Origin of the sequence: Microcoleus sp. Z1_A1, from assembly GCF_036700305.1 — a bacterium.
GTDB lineage: Bacteria > Cyanobacteriota > Cyanobacteriia > Cyanobacteriales > Microcoleaceae > Microcoleus.
Window position 1 is genome coordinate 78,473 of the sequence record NZ_JAUBOR010000013.1, and the last position, 23,969, is coordinate 102,441.

Below are 23,969 nucleotides of genomic sequence, written 5' to 3' on the forward strand. Positions count from 1 at the left end.
CCCAAAGGCTAGGAAATCGCCCCAATTCAAAAATCGAAAATTAGATTAAAATACAAAAGCAGCTAAGTAGATTTGAGCCAATTCAGAGGAAGCTAGTATGACTGAAAAAAAAACCGCCCAATGGGATGCCGGCCGGTTTCTCAAAACCTTGGCTTATTTCGGCGTCATTCCCTTCATTGGCAGCATTAGCTGGCTGCAACAACTCTTTGGAAGCAGCAGCAAAACTAAAAAAGACCAACCCAAACTGATACTGGTAGCCGGTGCTACCGGCGGCGTCGGGAAGCGAGTTGTCAAGCGGCTGCAACAGCGGGGATATAGAGTGCGAGCCCTCGTCAGAGATGCTAAAAGAGCAACAGAAATTCTCGGCAAAAATGTCGAATTAGTCGAAGGAGATATCACTCTCCCAGAAACCCTAACACCGCTAGTAACCGAGGGCATAGAAGCAGTTATCTGCTGTACTGGCACCAAAGTTCAACCAGTAGAAGGAGACACTCCAACGCGGGAAAAATATTATCAAGGCATCAAATTTTATATGCCGGAAGTTGTGGATGTTCCCGAAATAGTCGAATACAAAGGCCTCAATAATTTGGTGCAAGCTGTTCGCCGCCAGCTAATTAAAGCAGGCGAAAAAATAATTTTTGACTTCACAAAACCCAGCCAAGATTTAAAAGAAACTTGGGGTGCGCTAGACGATATCGTGATGGGCGGCACTAGCGAAAGTTCGATCGTACTTACAGACAATACAGCTATCTTCACAGGCAATGTTTCTACTGCCAACTCGGGCGGCTTTGCTTCGGTGCGTACCCGCAACTTCGATCCTCCCCTCAATCTCGCAGGATTTAGCGGTCTCCAACTACGTGTCAAAGGAGACGGCAAGCGCTACAAATTGATTGTTCGCAGCGAAGCTAAATGGGATGGAATTGGCTATTGCTATTCGTTTGATACTGTTTACAATATCTGGATTACTATCACTGTTCCCTTTGATGAGTTAATCCCAGTATTCCGCGCCAAAACTGTCAAAGATGGCTCTAAATTTGATGCCAGCACTATTTTTTCTTTTCAGTTAATGTTGAGCAAGTTTGAATATGATGGCGCGCTCAACCCGAAATTTACACCGGGTATTTTTCAACTGGAGTTAGAATCTATTAAAGCTGATGGGGGACAGACTTTGCCGCGATTTGTGATGGTGAGTTCGGCAGGAGTTACCCGCCCTGGCCGACCGGGAATTAACTTGGAAGAAGAACCGCCTGCTGTCAGGATGAATGATATGTTGGGGGGGATTTTGACTTGGAAGTTGAAAGGGGAGGATTGCGTGCGATCGAGCGGCATACCTTATACTGTTGTCAGACCTTGCGCTTTGACAGAAGAAGCGGGAGGCAAAGCTTTAATATTTGAGCAAGGAGACAATATTAGGGGCAAAGTCAGTCGGGAAGATATTGCAGAATTGTGCGTGGAGGCTTTGGAACAACCGCAAGCTTGCAACGTTACTTTTGAGGTGAAAGAGGGGGAAAATGGCAGTTCTCCCGGAGACTGGCAGGGTTTGTTTTCTGGAGTTAAATAAGTGTTAATCCCTTATTACTCGGCGGTTGAAACCGCGTCTACACAAACGAAGTCTGCCTCCGCAGACTAAGAGATAACTGGTTCCCAGGCTCGGCCTGGGAACGAGTAATAACTAATAACTAATAACTAATTTATGCCTTTGACTTTTTTGCGACGAAACCTGACTCCTTATTTGTTTTTGCTACCTGCTTTATTTATTTTGAGTTTGACTGTTTTGTGGCCTGCGGTACAAGCTTTTTATTTGAGTTTTACCAACTACGAATATGATTTAACTCAAATGCCGCAGTGGGTGGGTTTAAAGAATTTTGAGAGGTTGTGGGGCGATCGCACATTTTGGCAAACTTTGACGAATACGCTGCTGTATCTCACCTGCGTTGTGCCTGTATTGGTTGTTCTACCGTTGGGAATGGCGATTTTGTGCAACCAAAAACTTAAGGGGATGAACTGGTTTCGAGCCGCATACTACACGCCGGCGGTGATTTCAATGGTTGTCGCCGGGATTGCTTGGAAGTGGCTGTTTGCTGAGACTGGACTGCTGAATCAGTTGGGGGAATTGTTGGGTTTACCTCCTGTTTCTTGGCTGGCTAATCCGAAGTTAGCAATCTTTAGCGTCATGGCAGTTACTATCTGGAAAGGATTGGGCTATTACATGGTAATTTATTTGGCAGGGCTGCAAGCTATTCCGGCAGAACTTTATGAGGCGGCTGCTATTGATGGTTCTGATGGTTTGGGAAAGCACTGGGATATTACTGTGCCCCTGATGAAGCCTTATTTAGTTTTGGTAGCAGTGATTTCGGCGATTTCTGCTACTAAGGTTTTTGAAGAAGTTTATATTATGACTCAGGGCGGGCCTCGCAATAGTTCTAAGACTGTTGTTTATTATCTTTACGAACGGGCTTTTAAGGATTTGGAAATTGGCTATGCTTGTACGATCGGGCTGGTTTTGTTTTTGCTAATTTTGGGTTTGTCGATTTTGCAAGTTAGCCTTCAGGGTTTGACTCGCAATGATTAAGATTGGTGACTGATTGGTAGTGAGTGAGATATTGCAACATTCTGATCTCAAGAACAGGCAAGATGCCTGTTCCACAATACATCACATCTTAAAAACAGGCAAGATGCCTGTTCCACAATACATCACATCTTAAAAACAGGCAAGATGCCTGTTTCACAATACATGAAATTTCTTGTGGGGTGTCCCGCCCTTCTAATTTATACTAATTTTAGACTTGAATCTCAAAGTAATGCGATCGCTCACGGTTTTGGGCAGGTCTTATTGGTGAAATCACAGGTATAAATATAGGGTTTCTGCCAGTTTAGAGGAATTTCTAATAAATCCCTGGTTCCGGTCATTCCCTGTCCCAGAAAGAGCAACACAGCGATCGAGTTTAATATCACATGGATAGTGCGCCAGCGATTTGACCGGTCTTTGTAAATGTCTTGAATGATGGCAAGGGAGAAAACCATAATTAGCGCAGCGGCGATGCCAATGTAGTAGTGAGACCAGTACCATTCATTGGTTCGCCGATAAACGCCATCTTGAGTGCCAAGAATCACCAAACCAGTACCTGTTAGGGTCGCAAATATGCCGCGCCATAAAGCGGGTGTAGCTCGATATAGCATCACCAAAGAGGCGACAGTTGCAACAAACATCAGCACAATGAAAATGACCTGAAACGAGTTTTTGCTCCAAACATCCTTGCTCAAAATATGCTCAAAAATCGGGTAGGCTAGACCCACCAACGTCACTCCTACCACAGAACCTGACAGAATTCGACCTGCTTTGACGTGTTCTGAACCGACTACAGGTGGAATTTTGCTCTTGGTGTCGATCGCAATTTGCTTGCGACGCTGCATAGTTTGCCACGCCATATTGAGAACAACACCAAGCATAGGAAAAACAATCGCTACAGCTAAAATAGGATGCAGCAAACCCAGAAAATCTTTAAATTCCATAGATCACCTTTTTCTTGAGGAGAGTTGGCTTCATTAACCCGGTTTTTGCGATACATAATATCATATCCGGCGATCTAAGCACAGGAATTTGGTAGTCAGGACTAATAGTAATTGTTCATCGGCATAGATACAACTGAAGTCCTGACTACCAACACGCTTTATGAAGGATAAGTCACCCAATATTTTGCTCGCTCAGAAAATATAGCAGTTGTCAATTGTGTGAGGTACAGCTTGTTAAGGAATGAGAACTAAATAACTTCCACTCTTGAAAGTGGGATGGGCGTCCCGCCCGTCCAAAACGGACGGACGGGACGCCCATCCCACAAACTTGTGGAAGTTATTTAATTCTCATTCCTTAGCGGAACAGTTCTTTGTTATTCAGAATAGCAGGCCAATTTTTGTTTCCTGAAGCAATGTGACCAGGAATATCCCCCATCCACTGTGCTTGTACTTTCTTGTCGTAGTTGAGATAAAGCTTCCCATTAACGATTTTCCAGGCGTCAGGCTGAGTGACAACAAGATGCCCTTCACTGGTTCCCTGGGCGCAATATCCACCGTATTGAGGAGCATACTTTTCAGGATTTTTAGCAAACATATCACGGTTTGCTGCATTAGCAAACATCCAAGTTGTTCCACCCCAATTATGTTTAAATTGGCTAACTCCCATAACTAATTTGCTTTGGGTGAAATAGGCTACAACATCCTGACCATCAAGAGCCACACCTTTTTCGGTGTAAAATTCAGGATGAACGGTTGCTGTGCTGCTTTTGCCCGCACAAGGATTGGCTTTACCCGCACAAGGATTGGCTTTACCCGCACAAGGATTGGCTTTACCAGCACAAGGATTGGCTTTACCCGCACAAGGATTGGATTGTGCAACCTTGGATGAAACCGTTGTAGAGTTTGAGTTTGTTGATGCCTTGAAGTTGCCGTAGCTAACATTAGTTGTTACCAAACCGAGAATGGCGGCAATGGCGATCGTAGTAATGTATTTTACTTTCATGTGTCTAATTTCCAGATAAATTGTTAGTAATTCCACGCCAGATGTTTGCTTGAGAGTTCTTGCTCTCTGGGAATTATGCTGGCTTGTTGTTGTCCTCAAGCTTTGAGGTTATTTACATTAATGCTCAAGAAAATGAGTGCTAGATGAGGAAGAGATGGATGAGAGATAAAACTCTGAATACTTTATACGTCCCTTTATTCAGCAAAAATTCATCGGGAAATTAGGAACGCATCATCTAGTTACCCGGAATTTCTTATAGAGTGGAGATTAACCCTGACTATCCTTAAGAGTCCTTGATACACTCTTGGCTTAGCAACCGGGTTTCTTGCTAGATATCTGGTTTCTCAACCCAAGATTGCTGATGAGAAACTTAGTAGTGCAGTAATTTAATCGCGAGTTGAGAAATTATGACAGGAAAAGACTGGTTAGTGACTGATGATGGACAGTGCAGTATTTTTGAGGCTACAAGTCAAATTGAAGATTTGACTCATCCCTACCGACTTTACCGCTTTTTAACTGACTTGGAAGATGTATTAGAGCAAATTAGTGATGATTATTTACGACTCCAGGCAATTTGTCCCCTTGTCCGCAGGTTGTTAGATAGTTCTTCCTGGTTTCAAATTGCTCTCCTTGAGCCTGACTCTGAGACAGGCTGGGCCGTACAAACACTGTATGATGAACCATTTTTTCCTCTGACGGTGCAGTTGGTGGCTTGGGCTCCGGGTGCTGTTTCTCCGATTCACAATCATGCCAGTTGGGGACTGGTGGCGCTACTTGATGGACAGGAGAAAAATACTTTTTGGCAGCGATCGCCAACTCGCAAGTTTCCCGATAAAATCACAACAGTGGGCGATATTTTGCTTGCCCCTGGTGACGTTTTGTGCTTAATGCCAGATGCGATTCATCATGTGGAAGCACTGGGAGATCAACCAACCATTAGTTTTAATCTTTATGGTGTAACAGATTACGATCGACGATTTGAGTTTAACCAGATTAAAGGTACTGCGGAAAACTTTTAAGGGTGCATTCTAATGATTTTTTGGAGCTATAGTCCTAGACGCAATCATACCAAATAAACCGGGTTTTTTAGCGAATCTCCTGGCTATAACGAAGGATTTTCGTAAAAAAACCCGGTTTCTGACTGTACAGTGCGTCCAGGAACAATCTAGTTGGAATTTTTCCTAATTTTAATGCTTAAGTCTCCTCGCTACCTGACGATATAATGAAGCTCATTCCCCAATTTATAGTCGCTATCAACCCTCTCACTGGCAAGCGAATTTCCACCTCTTCGCTTCAGTTTCGCCTGACACTGGAATTGCTGGTACTCTCGATTATAGGACTTAGCAGTGTGGCATTTTGGGCCGGCTGGCAAAGGTCGCAAAATTTAGTCGGTGCCCATAAAAAAACCCTGGAATACATTGGAATACGCTTTCCCGAACAGGTTGAGCTTTATAGTGAAATGGGTTCACTAGAAATTGGCTTAACCCGAAGCGTCCATAAAGCTTCCACAGGAGGAATTATGGTGTGGGTGAAGCGAAATGATGGGATGCTTTTGGTGAATTCACCTGATATGGATCTGCAATCTTCTAAGATTACGAAGATGATCTCGTTGACCGAAGTACCTGCTGAGCCTACTTTTGTTCAGGTGGGCGATCGCTACTTGGTGATCTGTAGCAGAACTCTGAGGATTAAAAATGAGTTACTGGGTACGGTATATTTCTCTCAAGATATCACTGATGAGCAACGTCAATTAAATGATGGGATTCGCAGTCTAATTGTTGTCAGTGTTGTGGTAATCTTAGTGTTAATGTTGGCCATCGCCAGTCGCATTCGTCATGCTCTCCATCCTTTGGAACATATGAGTCAGGTAGCTAGCACTTTGTCTGCTGATAATTTGCAGGCGGCAAAACTCCAACTGCATCAGGCTCCTGATGAGATTTTAGGACTAGCACAAACCTTTAATGAGATGTTGTTTCGCTTATCTGGTTCCTGGGAGCAACAACGCCAATTTGTCGGTAATGTTTCCCACGAATTACGCACTCCTCTGACGGTTGTAGTTGGTTATTTACAAAGTTTGCTGCGACGCAGCACTAACTTAAGTGACTATCAGCAACAAGCACTGGAAACAGCCGTTGGGGAAACTGAACGCACGATTCGGATGTTAGAAGATTTGCTGGATTTGGCAAGGGCTGATAGTGGCAACTTGCACTTTCGTTTGAATCCGGTGATGCTGAATACTCTGGTGGCTGAGGTTGCCCAGATGAGTCAAAAAGTTAGCAATCGAAAAATTATTTTCGTGTCAAATGATGAGGATGTTGTAGCCTGTGCGGATCAGGATCGTTTACAACAGGTGTTAATTAACTTAGTCGATAATGCAATCAAGTATTCTGCTCCCGAACAACCAGTTGAGTTAGTATTAGAAAAGAGGGAACAGCAGGTGATGATTCATGTGGGCGATCGCGGAATTGGTATTTCTCTCCCCCATCAAAACCGGATTTTTGAGCGATTTTACCGGGTGGATGAGTCAATGACGCGCTCTAGAGACGGTACAGGGCTGGGATTGGCGATCGCCAAAAGCCTGATCGAAGGCATGGAAGGACGTATTACGCTCCGATCTAAACCGGGAGAAGGTAGTATTTTTACTATCACCTTACCTGTCTGGAATCCGCAGCTATGAGCGATCGCATACTCCTTGTTGAAGATGACCCTAAACTGGCAAAGTTCATCGAATCTGAACTTAGTCTTGAAGGATATCACGTCACTGTCGCCCCAAACGGATTGGATGGATTAACGATCGCTCGTGATGCTCAAGCGGATTTATTAATTTTAGATTGGATGCTTCCCGGCATCTCTGGATTAGACATCTGTTTAAGGTTGCGATCGACTGGTGTTCAAGTACCAATAATTATGCTGACAGCAAAAGATGAAGTACCCGATCGCGTGACGGGATTAAATGCTGGAGCCGATGATTATGTTACTAAGCCTTTCAGTATGGAAGAACTCCTCGCGAGAGTTAAAGCACGTCTGCGCCGAACTCAAGCAAATGACCCGGATAATTTACAATTTGAAGACCTAATATTGAACGGTTTAACCCGTGAAGTTTATCGAGGCAGTCAACTAATTGAACTCACTGCCAAAGAGTTTGATTTGTTAGAATTTATGCTGCAAAATTCCCGTCAAGTCATTACCCGTGACCGAATTTTAGAAAAAGTTTGGGGTTACGATTTTATGGGAGAGTCAAACATTATTGAAGTGTATATCCGTGCGTTACGGATTAAATTAGAAGCAAGTAACTCAAAACGCCTGCTGCATACGGTTCGGGGAGTTGGATATGTGTTGCGAGAGCAAAAGTGAGGAGGGGCGGATTTACAAATACTTCGGATATGAAGTATGGATACTGGTGAACCCGCTCCTATTATACTATCTATTTTTTTGTAAAAAATCGACCTAGAAATCCGGTCGTTCCTGATAATCTTCCGCAGAACTCGGGTCTAATTCCCACCGGCTTTCATCTCGATGTTCCAGCATATCTGTTGTGTGCAAAATAGCCCCATCCGGCATCTCTATGCCCGCAGCGGCTCCGAGTTCATCAACCATATCCAGGTCTGGAGTAGGCGCGGTTCCGCCCACAGATTGCTCGCCCGTGGCACTTTCTTGTTCCGCAGCCGGATCGCCGTCCTCGCCGCCGATTTGGGAAGTGGAAGAGTATTCCGAACTGCTGTCCTGCAGAGTTGTTATGTCGTCTTGGCTCACTCCCGGTTGATCGATGACGCCTGTACCGTAAGATTCGGTAATTTCTTGAGGCAATTCGCCCAAATTATCACCATCTCTTGTTGTTTTTGCGTTGCGTTCCTTTTGCTGTGCCACGAGACTTGCTCCTGTTTGTTTTTGAACTCAATTAAATTAAAAATGTCCGAATTTCGCTTGAGCTGAATTATTTTTAGTAATTGCCAATGGCTATCATTAAATGACATTGTAATTGCTATTTAAGCTTTTAGCTTCTATCCCAGGAAATATATTGATTCTGAGCAGCTATTTCATTGGGAATACAAAAAGCGATCGCCCGTTTGATAAGGGCGATCGCTTTTTAATGGGGATGTTAATTCTATTCGGGAAAATCAGGAATTACCCATTTGGGGGGTTCCGTCCGTTTCCTTCTCACCGCTTCCTCTGCTATTTCTAGCATTTTATCCAGAGAAGTATTTTCAATAAAGTTGGACGTTGCTTCTGCGTATTCCCGCTTCGGGCACTTGTCGCCCAGAATGCAGCCATTGACGCAAGCTACAGCACAATCGACAGTGTTCTCCACCATAACTTTTTTCCTTTCGCGGTTCCAACAATTAATAGGCAGGTACTCTGGGTGAATTTGTCAAGAGACTGCTCTATATCTTTATTTTACTTCACAAATTGTCATCAAAGGTCGATCGCCAGGGCAAAACTGTTATAAAATCAAAGCAACCTACCTAATCTGCCGATCGTGAACAATTTTCTGCGGCGCTTAAAACTTTTACCTTGGCGAGAAATGCTGCAAATTTCCGCCCTCGTCAACTCAATCGTGATTGGAGTGGAGCTATTTTTAGCCTGGGGTTTCACGCAATCGCGGCCAATCCGCAACGTCGTGACGCTTCTTTACGGCTCCTCCCTCGGGACATTGATACCTTTCGTTGCTGCACTGGGAATGGGAGCTTTAGCAGTGTACTTTTTAGAGTATTGGCAACAACAATTTTTGCTCAACCGAATTAGTTTGTGGGTTTTAGTTTTCTGCGTGCTCTTGGGTTTGGTGTTAAAGTCATTCCTACCCATCCCTCCTTTATTAGCAAGTTTATCGGAAGCTGCACTCATCGGAGTTACGGTGGGAGTTTTTTGGAAGGGCCGACCTTATTGGCGATAGTCATGCCATTTTAGATTTTAGTTTTTAGATTTTAGTTTTTAGATTTTAGTTTTTAGATTTTAGATTGGCTATGACTGATGAATATTCGGGTTTGGGGGTTGTCTATAGTTACATTTTTTTTGTAAATATAGTATGAGGTGCAAATAGCGGACACTAGCCAGAAAAATTGTGCGCTATTGGCACCTTACAGAAGATAAATTGTGCAGAATTACCGATCGACTAAAAACACAATTCTCAATTCCCCAATTTCATCGCATTTCAGGAACTCTCACAGTCTCTGTAGGAGGCATCATCGCTTCTTTAGCATTCAACTTTTGATTCAACTCCCGAATCCGGCGCGACAGCAAGCGAATAATATTCACCGCAATTCCCGGCGTTTCATCAATCGCATCGTATAGCTGCATTTGAGTCAGCATCAAACACTCGGATTGTTCGAGAGTAGAAATAGAAGCCGATCGAGGTTCTGCATCAAACAGCGACATTTCCCCGAAACAAGCCCCCGCTTTCAACTGTGCCAAATCCCGATCGCCTATATGCACCCGCACCGTTCCCGATACCAAAATATAGAGAGATCGACCTTCTTGTCCTTCCGTAAAAATCCTGTGCTTAGAAGGAAATGAAAGTTCATCCATTACCGATGCTAGACGCACGAGAAAATCATCCCGCAGTTCCTTAAAAATCGGAACCTCCCTCACAAACAATAGGCGTTCGACGCTTGTTAACATAATGAGATGCAATGATTAATTTAAACTTAAACAAAGGAAGAGGAAGAGGCATTGGGCATTGGGCATTGGGCATTGGGCATAGTTTCTTTTTGTTCCCTCATCCCTCTTCCTTCTTCCTTCTTTACCTTTTCCCCCCAGCACCCAACTCTGCCATCATTTCTTCAACTTGAGCGGATACCAAATTATCGGGGTCATTTTGCAGCCTGGGCAACAATTCGACCAAAGCCCGCGGCGAGGCTATTTTCAAATAGGCTAACACTGCTTCGCGGACAAAACCCGTCGGGTGCTGCAGACAGACAAGAGTTTGTTGAGCCGTAAGACTCCAGCGCGCTTGTCTCGCCAAGTGAAAGCAGCAGGCCAAGGCCCAATCGGAAAGGAAGTGGCGCAATTCTAGCAAGCGGCGCAAACGATCGCTAGGCGCTAGAGGTTTGTAAACCATCAATTCCGAGAGGTTGCTCAATTTTTCTCTTTCCGAGTGTTGGTCTAACAAATTGATGAGCGATCGCTTCCTAGCTATATCCACAGTATTATCGAGAATTTCCAATCCCCTCGCAACCAAAGAAGGTTGGCCAGAAGCGATGTTGAAAGCAGCGGCTTGTACCGTGTCCAGCGGATAAAGAAACTTCATCAGCAAAAAACACCGCTCCCTAGCATCAGCTTCCAATCCCGCCAGAGCCCGCTGCAACAATTGAGCCGTATCGTTCCCAGGTGCTCCGGTGCTGTTGGCTTCCCGATCCGAGAAATTGCCGTAGGTTGTTACCCCAGAAAAATCTACTAGAGCTGCATAAATTTGACCGATAAACATTAACTCCTGTTCGATAAGAGTTTCCAAGCCGCTACGGCCGATGCGGTCTAGAACCCCTTCTATCCCCGCTTCCGAAGGCATTTTCAACAGGATGCGGAGGATATTGCGCCTCGTCGTTCCCCAAGCCGTCATCAAATTGCTCACCAAAATGTCGATCGCCTCATTTGTCCCAATTTGACCCAGAGCCGTCCAAGCTTGCAACCTGACCAAATCCGACTTGTGGATATCCTCAGCCAAATAAACGAGCAAAGGAATGGCATCGTTGTGAAGTTTGACTATAGCCTGCAAAGCCGCTTCCCTAGTCGATTTGTAACCAAGTCCGCGCAACAGCGAAGGATAATATTCTTCCGAATGAGTAGACGAAATCACGTCTAACAGAGCGCAGCGCACTCGCAGAGATTCATCTTGCAACAGATTGGGGATATGCAGCCGCAGTCCTTGCAAATAATCAGCTTCTCCCAGAGCCCGCGTCCCCATAACACGTTCCCGCTCTTGTTTGTGCGTCAGCATTTGGCGCAGCGTATTAGTAGCCTCTGCCTTTTGCAGGCGATCGCCCCTTCTCATAATTAAAGCAGCAGCAGTCCCCCGCACCACCGGATCGACCGTCGGCTGCAAGTAAGGCCGCAAGCTCTCAATATTCGGTTCAGCTTCCGTCAGCCAGATGTAGCGCAAAGCCAAGGCCAGAACCTCCGGCGGCAAGGATTGCTGCGAGAGTGCGCGGACTGATTCTAAATAGGCGGGGTTCGGGTGTTGCAGCATCGTTTCCAAGCTCTGGCGCTGCAAACCAGGGGACAGCGAATCGAGGAGGGGAGCCAGAACTTCTCCGACATTTTTGGGGTCAATTTGCGTCAGGAGTTCTATGCAAGAGCGCTTTTCATCTTCGCCCCCCGGCTTTTGTAGAGTTTCCACCACTGCGCGCTTGAGAGCTTTGAGGTCAACGTCTGTGACGCCCAAGCGCCCCCGCTCCGCACTTTTGACCAACAAACCCACGTATTGAGAGCGGATCAACCATACGACAAACACCCACAACAGTGCCAATATGACGATCACGCCAATAAATATCAAGCTTTGCTGGTCGTGAAATACATTTTCGTCTTGCTGGGGGAGTATCTTGCCTGTCACCCACAGCATAATCAGGATGCCTACTCCTGTAGCTCCGCAGGACAAAGGTTCGCCCACACCGTTGACCAGAGTTTGAATGCCCGATCGAATATTGTCGGGAATCGGTTGAAATAAAACCGGGCTAACAGTTTCCAAAAGCGTGTAGTGCAGCAGTTCGTCTAAAAATCTCAGCAATATTAGCCCGATGAACACAGATACTAGCTGGCCGAGAGAGGCTCCTATGGTCAGCACTCCGAGTATAGCGATGCCCGCCGGCAAAATCATCGCCGTCACGAATACACCGATTCTTTCCACCAACCGGCTCGAAGCGAACCACTGAGTCGCCACTTGAAACAGGCCTTGTATGCCTTCATAAATGCCCAAGAAGCTAGCGATCCAGCTAGCTCCGTCCCCCGGGTTTTGGTATTCTAGCTGGCTGTAGAATTGGAAATCTACCAGCACGTAGACGACTTCTGCGAGGATGAAAAAACTGACTAGAGGTACGGCGTATTTTTGAAGTGGGCCTGTAACTTTGCGGGCGGTAAATTCTTCTTGGTCGTCGTCTTCATCATCATCATCCGTCCAGTGAGCCGTTTCCGGGAATGCTTGGCTGTATTTTTCCGTGAGGTAGTACAGCAACACCGAGCCGATCGCCACCATCAACCCCGATATGAGGGTAACGTTTTTGAGTCCGACTACGTACAGCAAAACAGGCAGAGAAAATCCGCTGACTACTCCAGCTACTAGATAGCCGCTACTGACTAGCGGATAGGTGCGCTTGATTTCTCTAATATTAAACAGTTGGTTGGAAGTGATAGAAGTATTAAGGTCGTTGAGGACATAGCAAGCTTCTACCCACAGCCACATCAAAAAAATAGTAATAAAAGCGATGCTGACGCCAGCTATCTTAGTATTTTCGTAGCCGATCCCGAATCGAAATAAAAATAGCGGTATCGACATCATTGCCAGAACAACCACTACGGTGCGCCTTAGCGGCAGGATTTTTTGCAGCCACGAGTAGACAAATCCCAAGCCAGAACCTATAAACGCGCTGGCTATATAAATCCAGGGCATTTTGTCTGCACCAAATTCATCTAGAAAAAGACCTACTGTGCTGAGTTCCAGCCAGATCAGCCCGACGGAGGTTAGAGTGTAGACGAGGAACATCAGTACGGTTCGCTCTACTTCTTCCGATCGCAGGTTGAGCGATCGCAGCACTCCTTGTCTTACTCCCGCCGAACCGCTGATTTGAAAATTTTCCATGCAGCGTTGATTTCCCTGTGTGGTAGCTTATTCCTGACTAACTTCCGAAGTCATCAGCTATCAGTCACCAGTTTATGACTGATGACTGCTCACTAATGACTATCTATTTATACTTTCTTTGGCGACAGCAGCATCATCATACTGCGTCCTTCTTTTTTGGGGGCTTGCTGCACTTCTGCGATTTCCTGCAAATCTGTGGCCATGCGCTTAAGCAAGTCCTCTGCTAGGTTGCTGTGTTGGATTTCCCGACCTCTGAACATGATCGTGGCTTTTACTTTGTCCCCAGATTTGATAAAGCGGTCTGCTAGTTTGAGGCGCACTTGGTAGTCGTGTTCTTCAATTTTGTAGCGCATCTTCACTTCTTTAACATCGGCAGTGTGCTGCTTCCGCTTTGCTTCTCGCGCTTTCTTTTCCTGCTCGAATTTGTACTTCCCATAGTCCATTACCCGGCATACGGGCGGGTCAGCTTTGTCGCTGACAAGTACGAGATCGAGTTCTTTTTCTTCGGCGAGGCGCAGCGCTTCTGCAGGTGTCAATATCCCTAGTTGCGCGCCGTCGGTATCGATTACCCGGATTTTGGGGTATCGAATATTTTCGTTGATCTGGGGTAGGTTGCGATTTTGTCTTCTTTCAATCACAGGCATGAATGGTTTTACAAGCAGTAGTTTAATAGCGAAGCTTCTTGATAGTTACAGGTTTGAGCGGTCAATTTTTCACGATTGACGATCGAACTGTTTTATAAGGTGTTACCCTTACCGGACGTACTACCGCGCCCTGTGCCCCCTCCGCTAAAGCCTTGGGGAATATTTGGACGATCGTAAATGAATTCTTACAATACTTGCTATTCTACTCAGTCTGGCTGAGTTTCTGCCTAGTTTTATTTTAACTTCACACACGATCGCCCGCTCCCAGGCCCGATCGATGACAAAACCGTCAAAAATTCAGGGTAAAAGTTGAAGGATGAGGTACAACCGCTTTTGCTAGCCCATCTCCCCCGGTCTGGCAACTCCCCCAAGTCGCCTGATTTGCCTTGTAGAATAGGTATAACCAAGTGTAAATTTATGTTGCGAGCTGAGGCAAAATTGACAAATTCTCTGCTGTGGCACCAACGGGTGGGAACTCAACGAGACTGGATGTGGCGGGGCTGGCAAACTCGCTACACTTATTTGCGGCCCGATAGGGTACGAAATCAAGGCGCGCTGGAATTTCAAGATTCTGGGGCCAAACCAATGGCCCCGCGCGCATCGGGAACGCCGATTATTTTACTGCACGGGTTTGGAGCTTCGATCGGACACTGGCGACAAAATCTCGCCCAACTCGCCGAAAACCAAACGGTTTACGCCTTGGATTTGTTAGGGTTTGGCGCTTCCCAAAAAGCTCCGATCGACTACTCTGTCTCTTTGTGGGTCGATCAAGTTTATGATTTTTGGCTAACTTTTATCAGAGAGCCAGTAATATTGGCAGGAAACTCGATCGGCTCACTAATTTGTCTGGCCGTAGCGGCGGCTCACCCGGACATGGTGGCCGGCACGGTGATGATTAGCCTCCCAGACCCCTCTGTGCGAGCCGAGGCGGTGCCTGGATGGCTGCTTCCGGCGATCGAAACGGTTGAAAGTTTGTTTGTTTCTCCGATCATACTCAGGCCTCTGTTTTATTTTGCCCGCAAGCCTTCCTTTGTCCGTCGCTGGGTTGGCTTTGCCTACTCCAACCCCGAAGCTGTCACCGACGAATTAGTTGAAATTCTAGCAGGGCCAGCGGGCGATCGGGGAGCAGCCCGCGCCTTCTGCGCTTTATTTAAAGCTGTAGGGAGTACACAATTTTGCCCCAGTGTCAAGACTGTGCTGCGAAATTTAACAATCCCCATGCTGTTAATTTGGGGCAAACAAGACCGGATGATTCCCCCTCGGTTCGCCCGACCCCACCAATTTGTCGAATGCAACCCCAATTATTTAGAGCTAGTTGAATTAGACAATGCGGGCCACTGTCCCCAGGATGAATGCCCGGAACAAGTAAATCAAGCCATTTTGAACTGGATGAGCCGGAATTTTGCACCTATGGGCGAGAGCGAATTGCAGCACTGTTGATTAGACGTCAACTACCGCACACCAACCCGAAGGGTCTGGTGTGGGCTTGAAAAAGCCTGTTGACCAGACGGCTAGTTCTTGACTAGCAGGCGTTAAGACCAAGCGTTAAACTTCGTACCTTGAAATGCGTGCCAGTTTCAAGCTCTACAACCGAGCAATTAAACAGGTGATTAAGGGAAAGCCAGTGTTGCTCAGATAGTACCGAGTCTTAACATCGTCGAGGCAAACTTAACCAAGAAATTGAGTGATGCAGTAATGCGTACATTTGTCCTAGATAAAAACTTGAAACCTCTTGACCCATGCCACCGGGCACGGGCAAGAGAACTATTGAAAAAAGGGAGGGCTAAGGTTTTTAAACGCTATCCGTTTACCATTGTTTTACAGGATAGGATTCTCGAAGATTCGGTAACTCACTGTCACCGAATCAAAATTGACCCAGGTAGCAAAACTACGGGTATTGCCGTGGTTCAAGAGCAAACTGGTCGCGTCACGAACGCATTAGAAATTGCTCACCGAGGGCAACAAATTAAAGAGGCTCTCGAATCTCGCAGCTCGCTCAGAAGATGGCGTCGCAACAGAAAGACCCGTTACCGCCAACCCCGTTTTTTAAACAGAACCCGTAAAACAGGATGGTTGCCACCATCTCTTGATAGCCGTGTTGCCAATATTGAAACCTGGGTTAGGCGAATCAGAAAGGTCTGTCCCGTTACCGCCATTTCTCAAGAATTGGTGCGTTTCGATTTACAACAGTTCCAGAATCCTGAAATTTCTGGAATCGAATATCAAAGGGGCGAATTATTCGGTTTTGAAATTAAGGAATATTTACTGCAAAAATGGAATAGGAAGTGCGCTTATTGCGGTGCGACAAATGTTCCTTTCGAGGTTGAGCATATTCTCGCCAAGTCTAAGGGAGGAAGTAATCGGGTCAGCAATCTGTGTCTTAGTTGCCATTCCTGCAACCAAGCCAAGGGAAGTAAACCCGTTGAAGAATTTCTCAAGAAAAAACTTGAAATCCTTCAGCGGATACTAGCCCAAGCCAAGACACCTCTACTGGATGCAGCAGCCGTCAATGCTACTCGTTGGGAGCTATACAGAAGACTACAGTTAACCGGACTGCCCGTGGAATTGGGTTCAGGGGGACGAACAAAATTCAACCGCCAAACCAGGGGAATAGAAAAACAGCATTGGACTGATGCAGCTTGTGTCGGGGAATCAACTCCCGAAAGACTACTGCTAAATAGCGTGAAACCTTTGCTAATTAAGGCTAAGGGACACGGAAGAAGACAGCGCTGCGGAACCGACAGATTTGGGTTCCCCATTCGTCATGCACCGGCGCAAAAGTTATTCATGGGTTTTCAAACTGGGGACTTGGTGAAAGCTAACGTCCTCACTGGAAAATATGCAGGAAGCTACACAGGCAGAATTGCAATTCGGTTTAGACCAAGTTTTAAGCTAACCGCAAGAGACAAATGTTTTGACGTGCATCCAAAACATCTGACAACTATTCATAAGGCTGATGGCTATGAATATTAGTCCTAAAAACAAGGATGCCCTGTCGGGCAACTTATTTATTGGCGACAATTTCCCAGACGCTAATCCGTTGGCGGTACTCGCGGAGCTCGATATATCCGCCTCGGTTATAGCGTCCGCCCCCTTGTCGCATTTTAGGTGGACGACTCATGGAGCAAAGTAAGTCTCCGTCTTTCTGTGATGTCATGTATCTACTGTTATTGATGGTTGCTTCTTTGAGAAGCTCAGAGATTGACACAATCACCAAGATAGTGTATCTTCTCTAACTGGTAGTACAGATCCAAGTTATGCAGTTAGTCGAAAGGCAAGTCATTAAACCAAATCACAGGTTTTACCCAGAAGCCGATCGATTGTCTTTGCTGTCCAACAAACTTTACAACTGCGATAACTACTATATCTACGGTCAAAACTTTTTCTCAGGTCAACCAACCAATGCTCTGGCTGTCGATCGAACACTCAAAAAGAGTCTAAAGTACAAAGCATTGCCGGCCCAAGTAACACACAAAACTCTCCCGTTACTGCTGAAAACATGGACTAGCTATCATAGTGTTAAATTGGCGGGCGCGATCGCGATCGCCCCACTAAGTTTCAAGCAGCACCGAAAATCCCTGATTTTAAAAATCAGAAAAAAAAGAGTAGGGGCGATATGTAGTTGTATTTAACTGTCAATGTGTTAGCAAAAAAGTTAGCAAAAAAGCTTTTTCCAAAAAAAATGTTAGTTTGTCTGGGACTAACATTTGCCGGTATTGAAAAGTTACCTAAATCTTGGAAATCCGGATTGTTGTCGAGGTAAGTTGTTAAGTTATTGAGGTAGTTTAGGAAAAGTTAGAACAAAACGCAAGTGTAAAGCGGATTATAACCCTAGCCGTAACGATATTCGCCAACATTAAAGAGCTATGAAACCCCTCCCTGGAAGAAAGGTAAAATTCTACCTTCTAACTTGTACCTTCTAACTTCAAGAAACACCTTGTCTCTTGCTCCTAAAAATAAATACCTTCCCTTGTGTCCACAATCTTTCAGTCTGCTTATAACCGATCGCCCCCAAGTATACGGGAAAGTTCAAAAATGCCGGTATCTGGCATTTTGGAGCCTGTTAACGCATAAAAAAGTCAATTTAGCCAACAACTGACGGCCCCCGTGCCCCCGGTCTGCTGGCGGCTAACTGCTGAAAGCCTCTGAGGGCAAGCAGCGCCCTTCCAGCTTTTGGCAGTAACGCAAACGAGGAAAAAACTGTCGTGAAATTCCACTGGCTACTACCGAGTTTCTTAAGTGTATTTTTGCTCGCCGGAGCCGCCGAAGCAGCTAGACTGCAATCTTGGCGGTTTGATGCTTCAGAGAACCGGCTTTACATTACAACAGACGGGGGAGTACAACCCAAGGCTCAACTGATCTTCAACCCGATGCGGTTGGTAATCGACTTGCCGGGGACGAGTCTGGGTCGTCCCTCGGTCAGCAGACCGCTCTCAGGAGCGATCGAATCGGTGCGGGTAGGGCAGTTTGACAACAATACGACCAGAATTGTGGTCGAGATCAGAGACGGGTTTACTATAGACCCTCAGCAAGTAAAATTCCGGGGTATTTCTCCGAGCGAGTGGACAGTGGATTTGCCAACGCCGGTGCGGGCAGAAACTCAAAATCCGATTTCAGAGCCAGGGGGAGAAAGGTTATCAGTTGAACCTTCAGCATCCCAAGCCGAGTCAGCCCAGGCGACTGTAGTTCAAAACGTTCAGGTGACGGCGGACGGTTTTTTAGTCCGCACCCAGGGCCGTCGCCCCCAAATTAATTTTGAACAAAGTCGCGCTGGGGACATCGCTACCCTCGATATTGAAGGAGCTACTTTAGCTCCGGCCCTAAGCAGCCAACAGCCTCAAACGAACGGTCAGCACGGGGTTGACAAGATTGAAGTCCGGCAACTGCCAACAGACCCGCCCGTTACCCGCGTGACTTTGCGGATGAAGAGTCCTAATACTCAGTGGCGGGCGTCAGTGAGCAATTTGGGCGGGGTTGTGCTATTGCCTGGAAGTGTAGTACGACAGCCCTCGGTTCCCCGCCGCCTGACTGTAGACCCTCCGGCTAGACAAGCTCAAGGAAATTTAGCGAGAGTTCAGTCAATTGATTTAGCCAGTAACGGCACGCAACTGGTGGTGAGAACTGACCGCCAAGTCTCCTATAGCAGCGGGTGGGCTCAGGGGTCGAGAGCTTACTGGATTAGGATCGCCTCTAGTGTGCTGACGGGCGAAATTCCTCAGCTCGATGCCAACAGTCCTGTATCGTTTAGTGCCAGCCAAGAAGATGCGGAGACTGTGGTGATTTGGGTGCAGCCGCGATCGGGGGTAGAGGTAGGCAGGGTGACAAGACCAAACCCGCAGTTGCTGTCTTTGCAGTTGCGATCGTCGAATGCTAGCGCGCAGCCTTTGACTCGCACTCCCAATTTGCAGCCTTTGCCGAGAAGGACTTTCGGAACCGATGAGTTGCCCCAAGCTTCTAACCGCCGCGCCGTAATAGTAATCGATCCTGGTCACGGTGGCCGCGATCCGGGGGCAGTCGGGATTCAGGGCATTCTGGAAAAGGAGATTGTTTTGGATATCTCGCTTCAGGTGGCGAGGCTGCTGGAACAGCAAGGGGTGCAGGCGGTGATGACTCGGACTGACGACAGGGAAATCGACCTGGATCCCAGAGTTTCTTTGGCGGAACGGGTGAATGCTACTTTGTTTGTCAGCATTCACGCTAATGCGATTAATATGAGTCGGCCGGATATCAATGGGATTGAGACTTATTATTTCAATAACGGCCAAGATTTGGCCAGGGTGATTCACGCCAGTATTTTGGAGGGGACGGGGGCGAATGACCGCCGAGTGCGACAGGCGCGATTTTATGTTTTGAGGAAGACTTCTATGCCTTCTGTTTTGCTGGAGGTGGGTTTTGTGACGGGTGCTGAGGATGCTGCTAGGCTTTCTGACCCAGTTTACCGCAGTCAAATGGCGGCTTCGATCGCTCGCGGCATTTTGCTTTATCTTCAACAAAGATAATGGGCTGTTGACGGTTGACGGTTGACGGTTGACGGTTAACTGTTGACTAATACCAACTGCCAACTGCCAACTAACAACTGCCAACTGCCAACTGACAACTAACTATTGACAAATGACAACAGACTCTGGACAACAAAGAATCGGTATTTTTGACAGCGGCGTGGGCGGTTTGACTGTTTTGACCCAGTTGTACCAACAATTGCCCAACGAATCGATACTTTATTTTGGAGATACCGCGAGGCTGCCTTACGGCACTCGCACCCCGTCAGAAATTGTGGAGTTTGTCCGCGAAATTATGGCCTGGTTGGTGGAACAGGATGTGAAAATGGTCATTATGGCCTGCAACACCAGTTCTGCTTTGGCGATGGAGATGGTGCAGGCTGAGTTTGATATCCCGGTGCTGGGAGTAATTCTGCCGGGGGCGCAGGCAGCAGTGCAGCAAGGCAAGCGGATCGGGGTCATCGCAACTCCTGCTACGGCTGCTAGCAATGCTTATCGAAATGCGATTTTGGAGATGGACGATTCTTGCCTGGTGTGGCAGGTTAGCTGTCCGGCTTTTGTGCCACTGGTGGAGCAAAACCGGATTCACGATCCTTATACTTGTGAGGTGGCTAGGGAATATTTGGCTCCTTTGATTCAGCAGCGCATCGATACGCTGATTTACGGCTGCACTCATTATCCGCTGTTGGCTCCTGTGGTTCGATCGCTTTTGCCTGCTGGGGTGACATTGATCGATCCTGCGGTACGGGTGGTGGCGGCTGCAGCCAGAGAATTGGAGCTTTTGGGGCTGCGAAATCCTGGTACGGCGCTACCGACTCGTTTTTGCGTGAGCGGCCCCCCGCAGCAGTTTGCTCAGTTGTCGGTGCAGTGGCTCGGTTGTACTCCTGCTGTTGAGAAAATATCCCTGCCGACAGTTGTACGTAGCGAAGCGGGGCGTAAGCCATCGCCCGTCCCACTGGAATCTGCCGAATAATCCGGAAAATTTATAGATGAATCTAACCCCCCAAAACTCAGGTAAAGCTGGCTCTGGGGGGTTTAATTATTGCGATGTAACCTAGCAATTACACATCAATAGGTAATATTATTGAACAAAAGCTTTGATGAACAATGCAAATAATGTCCTATACGTGCTGGAGCTCTTCAGCCTTGAACCATGTCACCCTATGTATCACAAGCAGTTTTACTTGTAGACGGCTATAACATAATTGGACTTTGGCCTCGACTCCGAGAGAAGCGCGATCGCGACGAACTCGAAACAGCTCGCCGCGAGTTGATTGAGGTTTTAGTTAACTACAGCGCCGTTCAAGATTTTGAGGCCAGGCTGGTGTTTGACGCCCACTATCGAGATACTCCCGGCGTTAAAGAAATTATTACTAAAAATTTATCAGTGCACTACACTGACTTCGGTCAGACAGCAGATACTTATATTGAAAAATCTTGTGCTAGTTTGCGCTACGAGTTGCGATCGGTCAAAGGCAAAGGCCGCATGATTGTCGCCACCTCAGACCGAGCGCAGCAATTGACCGTAGTCGGCTACGGTGCCGAATGGATGTCCGCCGAACAACTAGCGGCTGACGTAGAATCCACCGCCCGCCGCAGCGAGCGCCGACACAAATCCCGCAAACAAAATTCCAGTCGCTTTCTCGCCAGTTCCCTCGATCCAGAATCCCAGCAGCGCCTCGCCAAGTTGAGAATGGGGCTGCATTAGCTGCTGAAACCCGCTCCCTGTCTGACAAAAAAAAAGTTTCTCAAAGGCCTTGCCAAATCGAGGAAGTTCAGCTATTGTTAGTAAATGTGGGTAACAAAAACCCCCAATCCTCGGTAGCTCAGTGGCAGAGCGGTCGGCTGTAATGAATGCAAGCCTTTGGTATCAACCAAAAGCCCTAGTGACATAGCAGCTCTATCCGGTAACGGATACTGAAAAATCGGGTGAATTCAAGGAAACCGCAGCACTTCGGGTGGCGGCAATCTTGAGCCAAGTCTGGCGAAAGGCAGCGGTTACGATCGCAAGTAGCCGGAAAGGTGCAGAGACTAGAGATGAGGAGCCTAACCAATAAATCTCATAGCGCCCGACATCCGACGACAAATCACAAACATGATTTGTAGGGATGATGAAATAGTCCGCCCCCTTCGGAAACGTTGGGATAAGTGTAACCGATTGGTCGTAGGTTCAAATCCTACCCGGGGAGTTAGTAAAAGTCTGAAGTTGGAATTTTCCAGCTTCAGACTTTTTGTTTTTAAGACTTGAGATGGTTTGGGGTCAAGCTTTCTGGTAGCGCCTTAATTCACATCCCTGTGAGTGTGAATTAACTCACCTTCCATAGGTATGGAAATATTCAACTTAGACAACTCCGGGTTTAATATCGCCTTGACAATACCAGAACTCACCATCACCTCCAAACAACCAAGGGCTTGATGAAGAGCTACTCGTGCGTGTTGCACAGAAAAACGTTCCTTAAACAGCAGTACCAACTGCCGATAAATTTGTTCAATGTACTGAGTGCGGCCCAAAATGTCAATCAGCAAACCATATAAACCTGTAACAGGCAAGCGCTGACCGTTCTTCACATAACACTTGATCTTGCTAATTTGACCAGCATCATAAACAGCTACAAACTCGACTTCCGCATCCAATAAATCTAACTGAAACACATTGTATGCCGAAAGTAGCCACGGAACCTCCTGCTGCGAGAAGCGTTGCATCACCTGTTTCATAGAACCCAAATCAAATCCAGCAATCACAGCTTGACCCAAAATATCATTCGTGAATCCGCCTTGAGCCAACCACTGAAAAGCTTTTTCCGGGCTTAAATTCAACCCAGAATCCCGCGCGATTTCCCTAGAATGCTCTTGTAAATCAGTGAACTGACCGTTAGCAGCGTACCAGTAATCCGCGAACCGAATGTGCTTTTTAACTCGGCTGCGCTGATTGTGATCGTATTGAGTTTTCAGCCAGTTAGCCTCGTGCTTCTGCTGCTCTAGTTCCAAAATTGTGTAAGCGACTTCACGGGCACCTGTGTGAGCTAAAGTCATGCCAGCAGCTAAAATTGGATCGGCAAAACCAGCAGCTTCTCCGACCAAAAACCAGTTTTCTCCTACTGTTCTCTCAGCCAAAAATGACCAATCTTTTGTAGTTTCAATCTTTCCGGTACTGGTAGCATTAGCGATTAACTTGCTGATGCGGGGTTCGCTGTTGAGTGCTTGAGAATATATCTCCTCTGGCCGCTGTTTCATCTGCTTGTAATGTTCCGCAGGGCAAATAAAGCCGATACTGGTGCGAGTGGGGCCCAAGGGAATAAACCAAATCCACCCGTGACTCAAACTCATTACCTGTACGCGGGTGCCACCAACGCCAATTTTATCGGCCCATTCAGCGTTTGTCCAGTAGTCCCAGATAGCGATATTTTGCAACCGCGTCGGGCAGTGTGTTTCAATTCCTAAAACTCGCCGCAGCACGCCGATGTGGCCGGAGGCGTCGATGTAGTAGCGGGCAGTTATTTGTTCTTGCCGCAGGTGCAGGGTGGTAATGCGATCGCCCTCTGTATCTACTTTAACAACGGGGGTTTCTTCTCTTACTAAACATCCCATTTCTTCCGCGTGACGCAGCAAAATTTCGTCATATTTTGCTCGATCGACTTGGAAAGCAGTTTGCCGTCTCTGTCCCTCAAATTTAGCAGGACGCTGTTCATCTTTAAACTGTTCAGGCTTGATAAAATTAAAATCCCAAGGATTTGGATCTGTTCCCCAGCGATAGGTAGCACCGATTTTAATTGGGAAGTCGGCTGCTTCTACTTTGTCCCAACATCCCATTTCTTGAAGCACATCACTAATTTGAGGCAATTGACTTTCCCCAACGTGATCGCGAGGGAATTTTTCTTTCTCTAGGATTAGCACGCTCAGATTGGGATTGTATTTCTTGATCAGAGTGCCAGCAGTGCTCCCAGCGGGGCCGCCGCCCACAATTACAACGTCGTAATGGCTCATATCACAGAGAGATAGTAGATGCTGAATTTGGGTATTTACGA

At 46.8% G+C, this 23,969-nt stretch carries 20 protein-coding genes; 12 read left to right on the forward strand and 8 right to left on the reverse strand.

What is annotated here, in order from left to right:
• Positions 1-97 precede the first annotated feature (97 nt).
• Together QT973_RS11185 and QT973_RS11190 are read left to right on the forward strand one after the other, a co-directional pair.
• On the forward strand, positions 98-1,561 hold the full coding sequence (locus QT973_RS11185) for a CIA30 family protein (protein ID WP_333057409.1): 1,464 nt from the start codon (positions 98-100) through the stop codon (positions 1,559-1,561).
• A gap of 132 nt (positions 1,562-1,693) precedes the next feature.
• Entirely contained in the window at positions 1,694-2,572 is an 879-nt protein-coding gene (locus QT973_RS11190; RefSeq protein ID WP_333391340.1) for a sugar ABC transporter permease, read from the forward strand.
• A gap of 239 nt (positions 2,573-2,811) precedes the next feature.
• Here QT973_RS11190 and QT973_RS11195 read toward each other — a convergent pair whose 3' ends face one another.
• Both QT973_RS11195 and QT973_RS11200 read right to left on the reverse strand, forming a co-directional pair.
• Positions 2,812-3,513 (reverse strand): DUF4079 domain-containing protein, encoded by a 702-nt coding sequence (locus QT973_RS11195; RefSeq protein WP_333260498.1) that lies wholly within the window; start codon positions 3,511-3,513, stop codon positions 2,812-2,814.
• A gap of 355 nt (positions 3,514-3,868) precedes the next feature.
• On the reverse strand, positions 3,869-4,516 hold the full coding sequence (locus tag QT973_RS11200) for a YHS domain-containing (seleno)protein (RefSeq protein WP_333232092.1): 648 nt from the start codon (positions 4,514-4,516) through the stop codon (positions 3,869-3,871).
• 407 nt (positions 4,517-4,923) lie between these two features.
• On the opposite strand from QT973_RS11200, the gene QT973_RS11205 reads away from it, so the two are divergent.
• The 3 genes from QT973_RS11205 to QT973_RS11215 all read left to right on the forward strand — a co-directional run bounded on the left by QT973_RS11205 (position 4,924) and on the right by QT973_RS11215 (position 7,870).
• Positions 4,924-5,535, forward strand: a complete 612-nt coding sequence (locus tag QT973_RS11205) for a cupin (protein WP_333056107.1) — start codon at positions 4,924-4,926, stop codon at positions 5,533-5,535.
• A gap of 203 nt (positions 5,536-5,738) precedes the next feature.
• The gene (locus QT973_RS11210) at positions 5,739-7,193 is read left to right on the forward strand and encodes a HAMP domain-containing sensor histidine kinase (RefSeq protein ID WP_333056106.1); all 1,455 of its coding nucleotides are present in this window, start codon (positions 5,739-5,741) and stop codon (positions 7,191-7,193) included.
• Positions 7,190-7,870 (forward strand): response regulator transcription factor, encoded by a 681-nt coding sequence (locus QT973_RS11215; RefSeq protein WP_333391342.1) that lies wholly within the window; start codon positions 7,190-7,192, stop codon positions 7,868-7,870. The genes QT973_RS11210 and QT973_RS11215 overlap by 4 nt, the downstream gene beginning before the upstream one ends.
• A 93-nt stretch (positions 7,871-7,963) precedes the next feature.
• Here the strand turns inward: QT973_RS11215 and QT973_RS11220 are convergent, their stop codons facing one another.
• Together QT973_RS11220 and QT973_RS11225 are read right to left on the reverse strand one after the other, a co-directional pair.
• Positions 7,964-8,383 (reverse strand): DUF6335 family protein, encoded by a 420-nt coding sequence (locus QT973_RS11220; RefSeq protein ID WP_333056103.1) that lies wholly within the window; start codon positions 8,381-8,383, stop codon positions 7,964-7,966.
• Positions 8,384-8,621: 238 nt separating this feature from the next.
• A complete protein-coding gene (locus tag QT973_RS11225; protein WP_333056102.1) occupies positions 8,622-8,828 on the reverse strand; it encodes a hypothetical protein in 207 nt (68 codons plus the stop codon).
• Between the two features lie 165 nt (positions 8,829-8,993).
• Between QT973_RS11225 and QT973_RS11230 the strand changes: the two genes are divergently transcribed.
• Entirely contained in the window at positions 8,994-9,407 is a 414-nt protein-coding gene (locus tag QT973_RS11230; RefSeq protein ID WP_333056101.1) for a peptide chain release factor 1, read from the forward strand.
• 248 nt (positions 9,408-9,655) lie between these two features.
• Here QT973_RS11230 and QT973_RS11235 read toward each other — a convergent pair whose 3' ends face one another.
• The 3 genes from QT973_RS11235 to infC form a co-directional block, all read right to left on the reverse strand.
• On the reverse strand, positions 9,656-10,132 hold the full coding sequence (locus QT973_RS11235; RefSeq protein ID WP_190660410.1) for a Crp/Fnr family transcriptional regulator: 477 nt from the start codon (positions 10,130-10,132) through the stop codon (positions 9,656-9,658).
• A gap of 121 nt (positions 10,133-10,253) precedes the next feature.
• A complete protein-coding gene (locus QT973_RS11240) occupies positions 10,254-13,301 on the reverse strand; it encodes a HEAT repeat domain-containing protein (protein WP_333056100.1) in 3,048 nt (1,015 codons plus the stop codon).
• Positions 13,302-13,408: 107 nt separating this feature from the next.
• On the reverse strand, positions 13,409-13,945 hold the full coding sequence (gene infC, locus QT973_RS11245; RefSeq protein WP_006635262.1) for a translation initiation factor IF-3: 537 nt from the start codon (positions 13,943-13,945) through the stop codon (positions 13,409-13,411).
• Between the two features lie 417 nt (positions 13,946-14,362).
• Here infC and QT973_RS11250 point away from each other — a divergent pair, with 417 nt between their 5' ends.
• The 6 genes from QT973_RS11250 to QT973_RS11275 all read left to right on the forward strand — a co-directional run bounded on the left by QT973_RS11250 (position 14,363) and on the right by QT973_RS11275 (position 21,652).
• Entirely contained in the window at positions 14,363-15,385 is a 1,023-nt protein-coding gene (locus QT973_RS11250) for an alpha/beta fold hydrolase (protein WP_333232087.1), read from the forward strand.
• A gap of 255 nt (positions 15,386-15,640) precedes the next feature.
• On the forward strand, positions 15,641-16,918 hold the full coding sequence (iscB, locus tag QT973_RS11255) for an RNA-guided endonuclease IscB (protein ID WP_333056097.1): 1,278 nt from the start codon (positions 15,641-15,643) through the stop codon (positions 16,916-16,918).
• A 284-nt stretch (positions 16,919-17,202) separates the two neighbouring features.
• A complete protein-coding gene (locus QT973_RS11260; protein ID WP_333232085.1) occupies positions 17,203-17,577 on the forward strand; it encodes a hypothetical protein in 375 nt (124 codons plus the stop codon).
• Positions 17,578-18,150: 573 nt separating this feature from the next.
• A complete protein-coding gene (locus QT973_RS11265) occupies positions 18,151-19,944 on the forward strand; it encodes an N-acetylmuramoyl-L-alanine amidase (RefSeq protein ID WP_333339812.1) in 1,794 nt (597 codons plus the stop codon).
• A gap of 112 nt (positions 19,945-20,056) precedes the next feature.
• The gene (gene murI / locus QT973_RS11270; protein WP_333056093.1) at positions 20,057-20,917 is read left to right on the forward strand and encodes a glutamate racemase; all 861 of its coding nucleotides are present in this window, start codon (positions 20,057-20,059) and stop codon (positions 20,915-20,917) included.
• A gap of 180 nt (positions 20,918-21,097) precedes the next feature.
• Complete coding sequence (locus tag QT973_RS11275) at positions 21,098-21,652, forward strand: NYN domain-containing protein (protein ID WP_006635267.1); 555 nt, start codon at positions 21,098-21,100, stop codon at positions 21,650-21,652.
• A gap of 572 nt (positions 21,653-22,224) precedes the next feature.
• Here QT973_RS11275 and QT973_RS11280 read toward each other — a convergent pair.
• A complete protein-coding gene (locus tag QT973_RS11280; RefSeq protein ID WP_333339809.1) occupies positions 22,225-23,928 on the reverse strand; it encodes an NAD(P)/FAD-dependent oxidoreductase in 1,704 nt (567 codons plus the stop codon).
• Between the last annotated feature and the right edge of the window lie 41 nt (positions 23,929-23,969).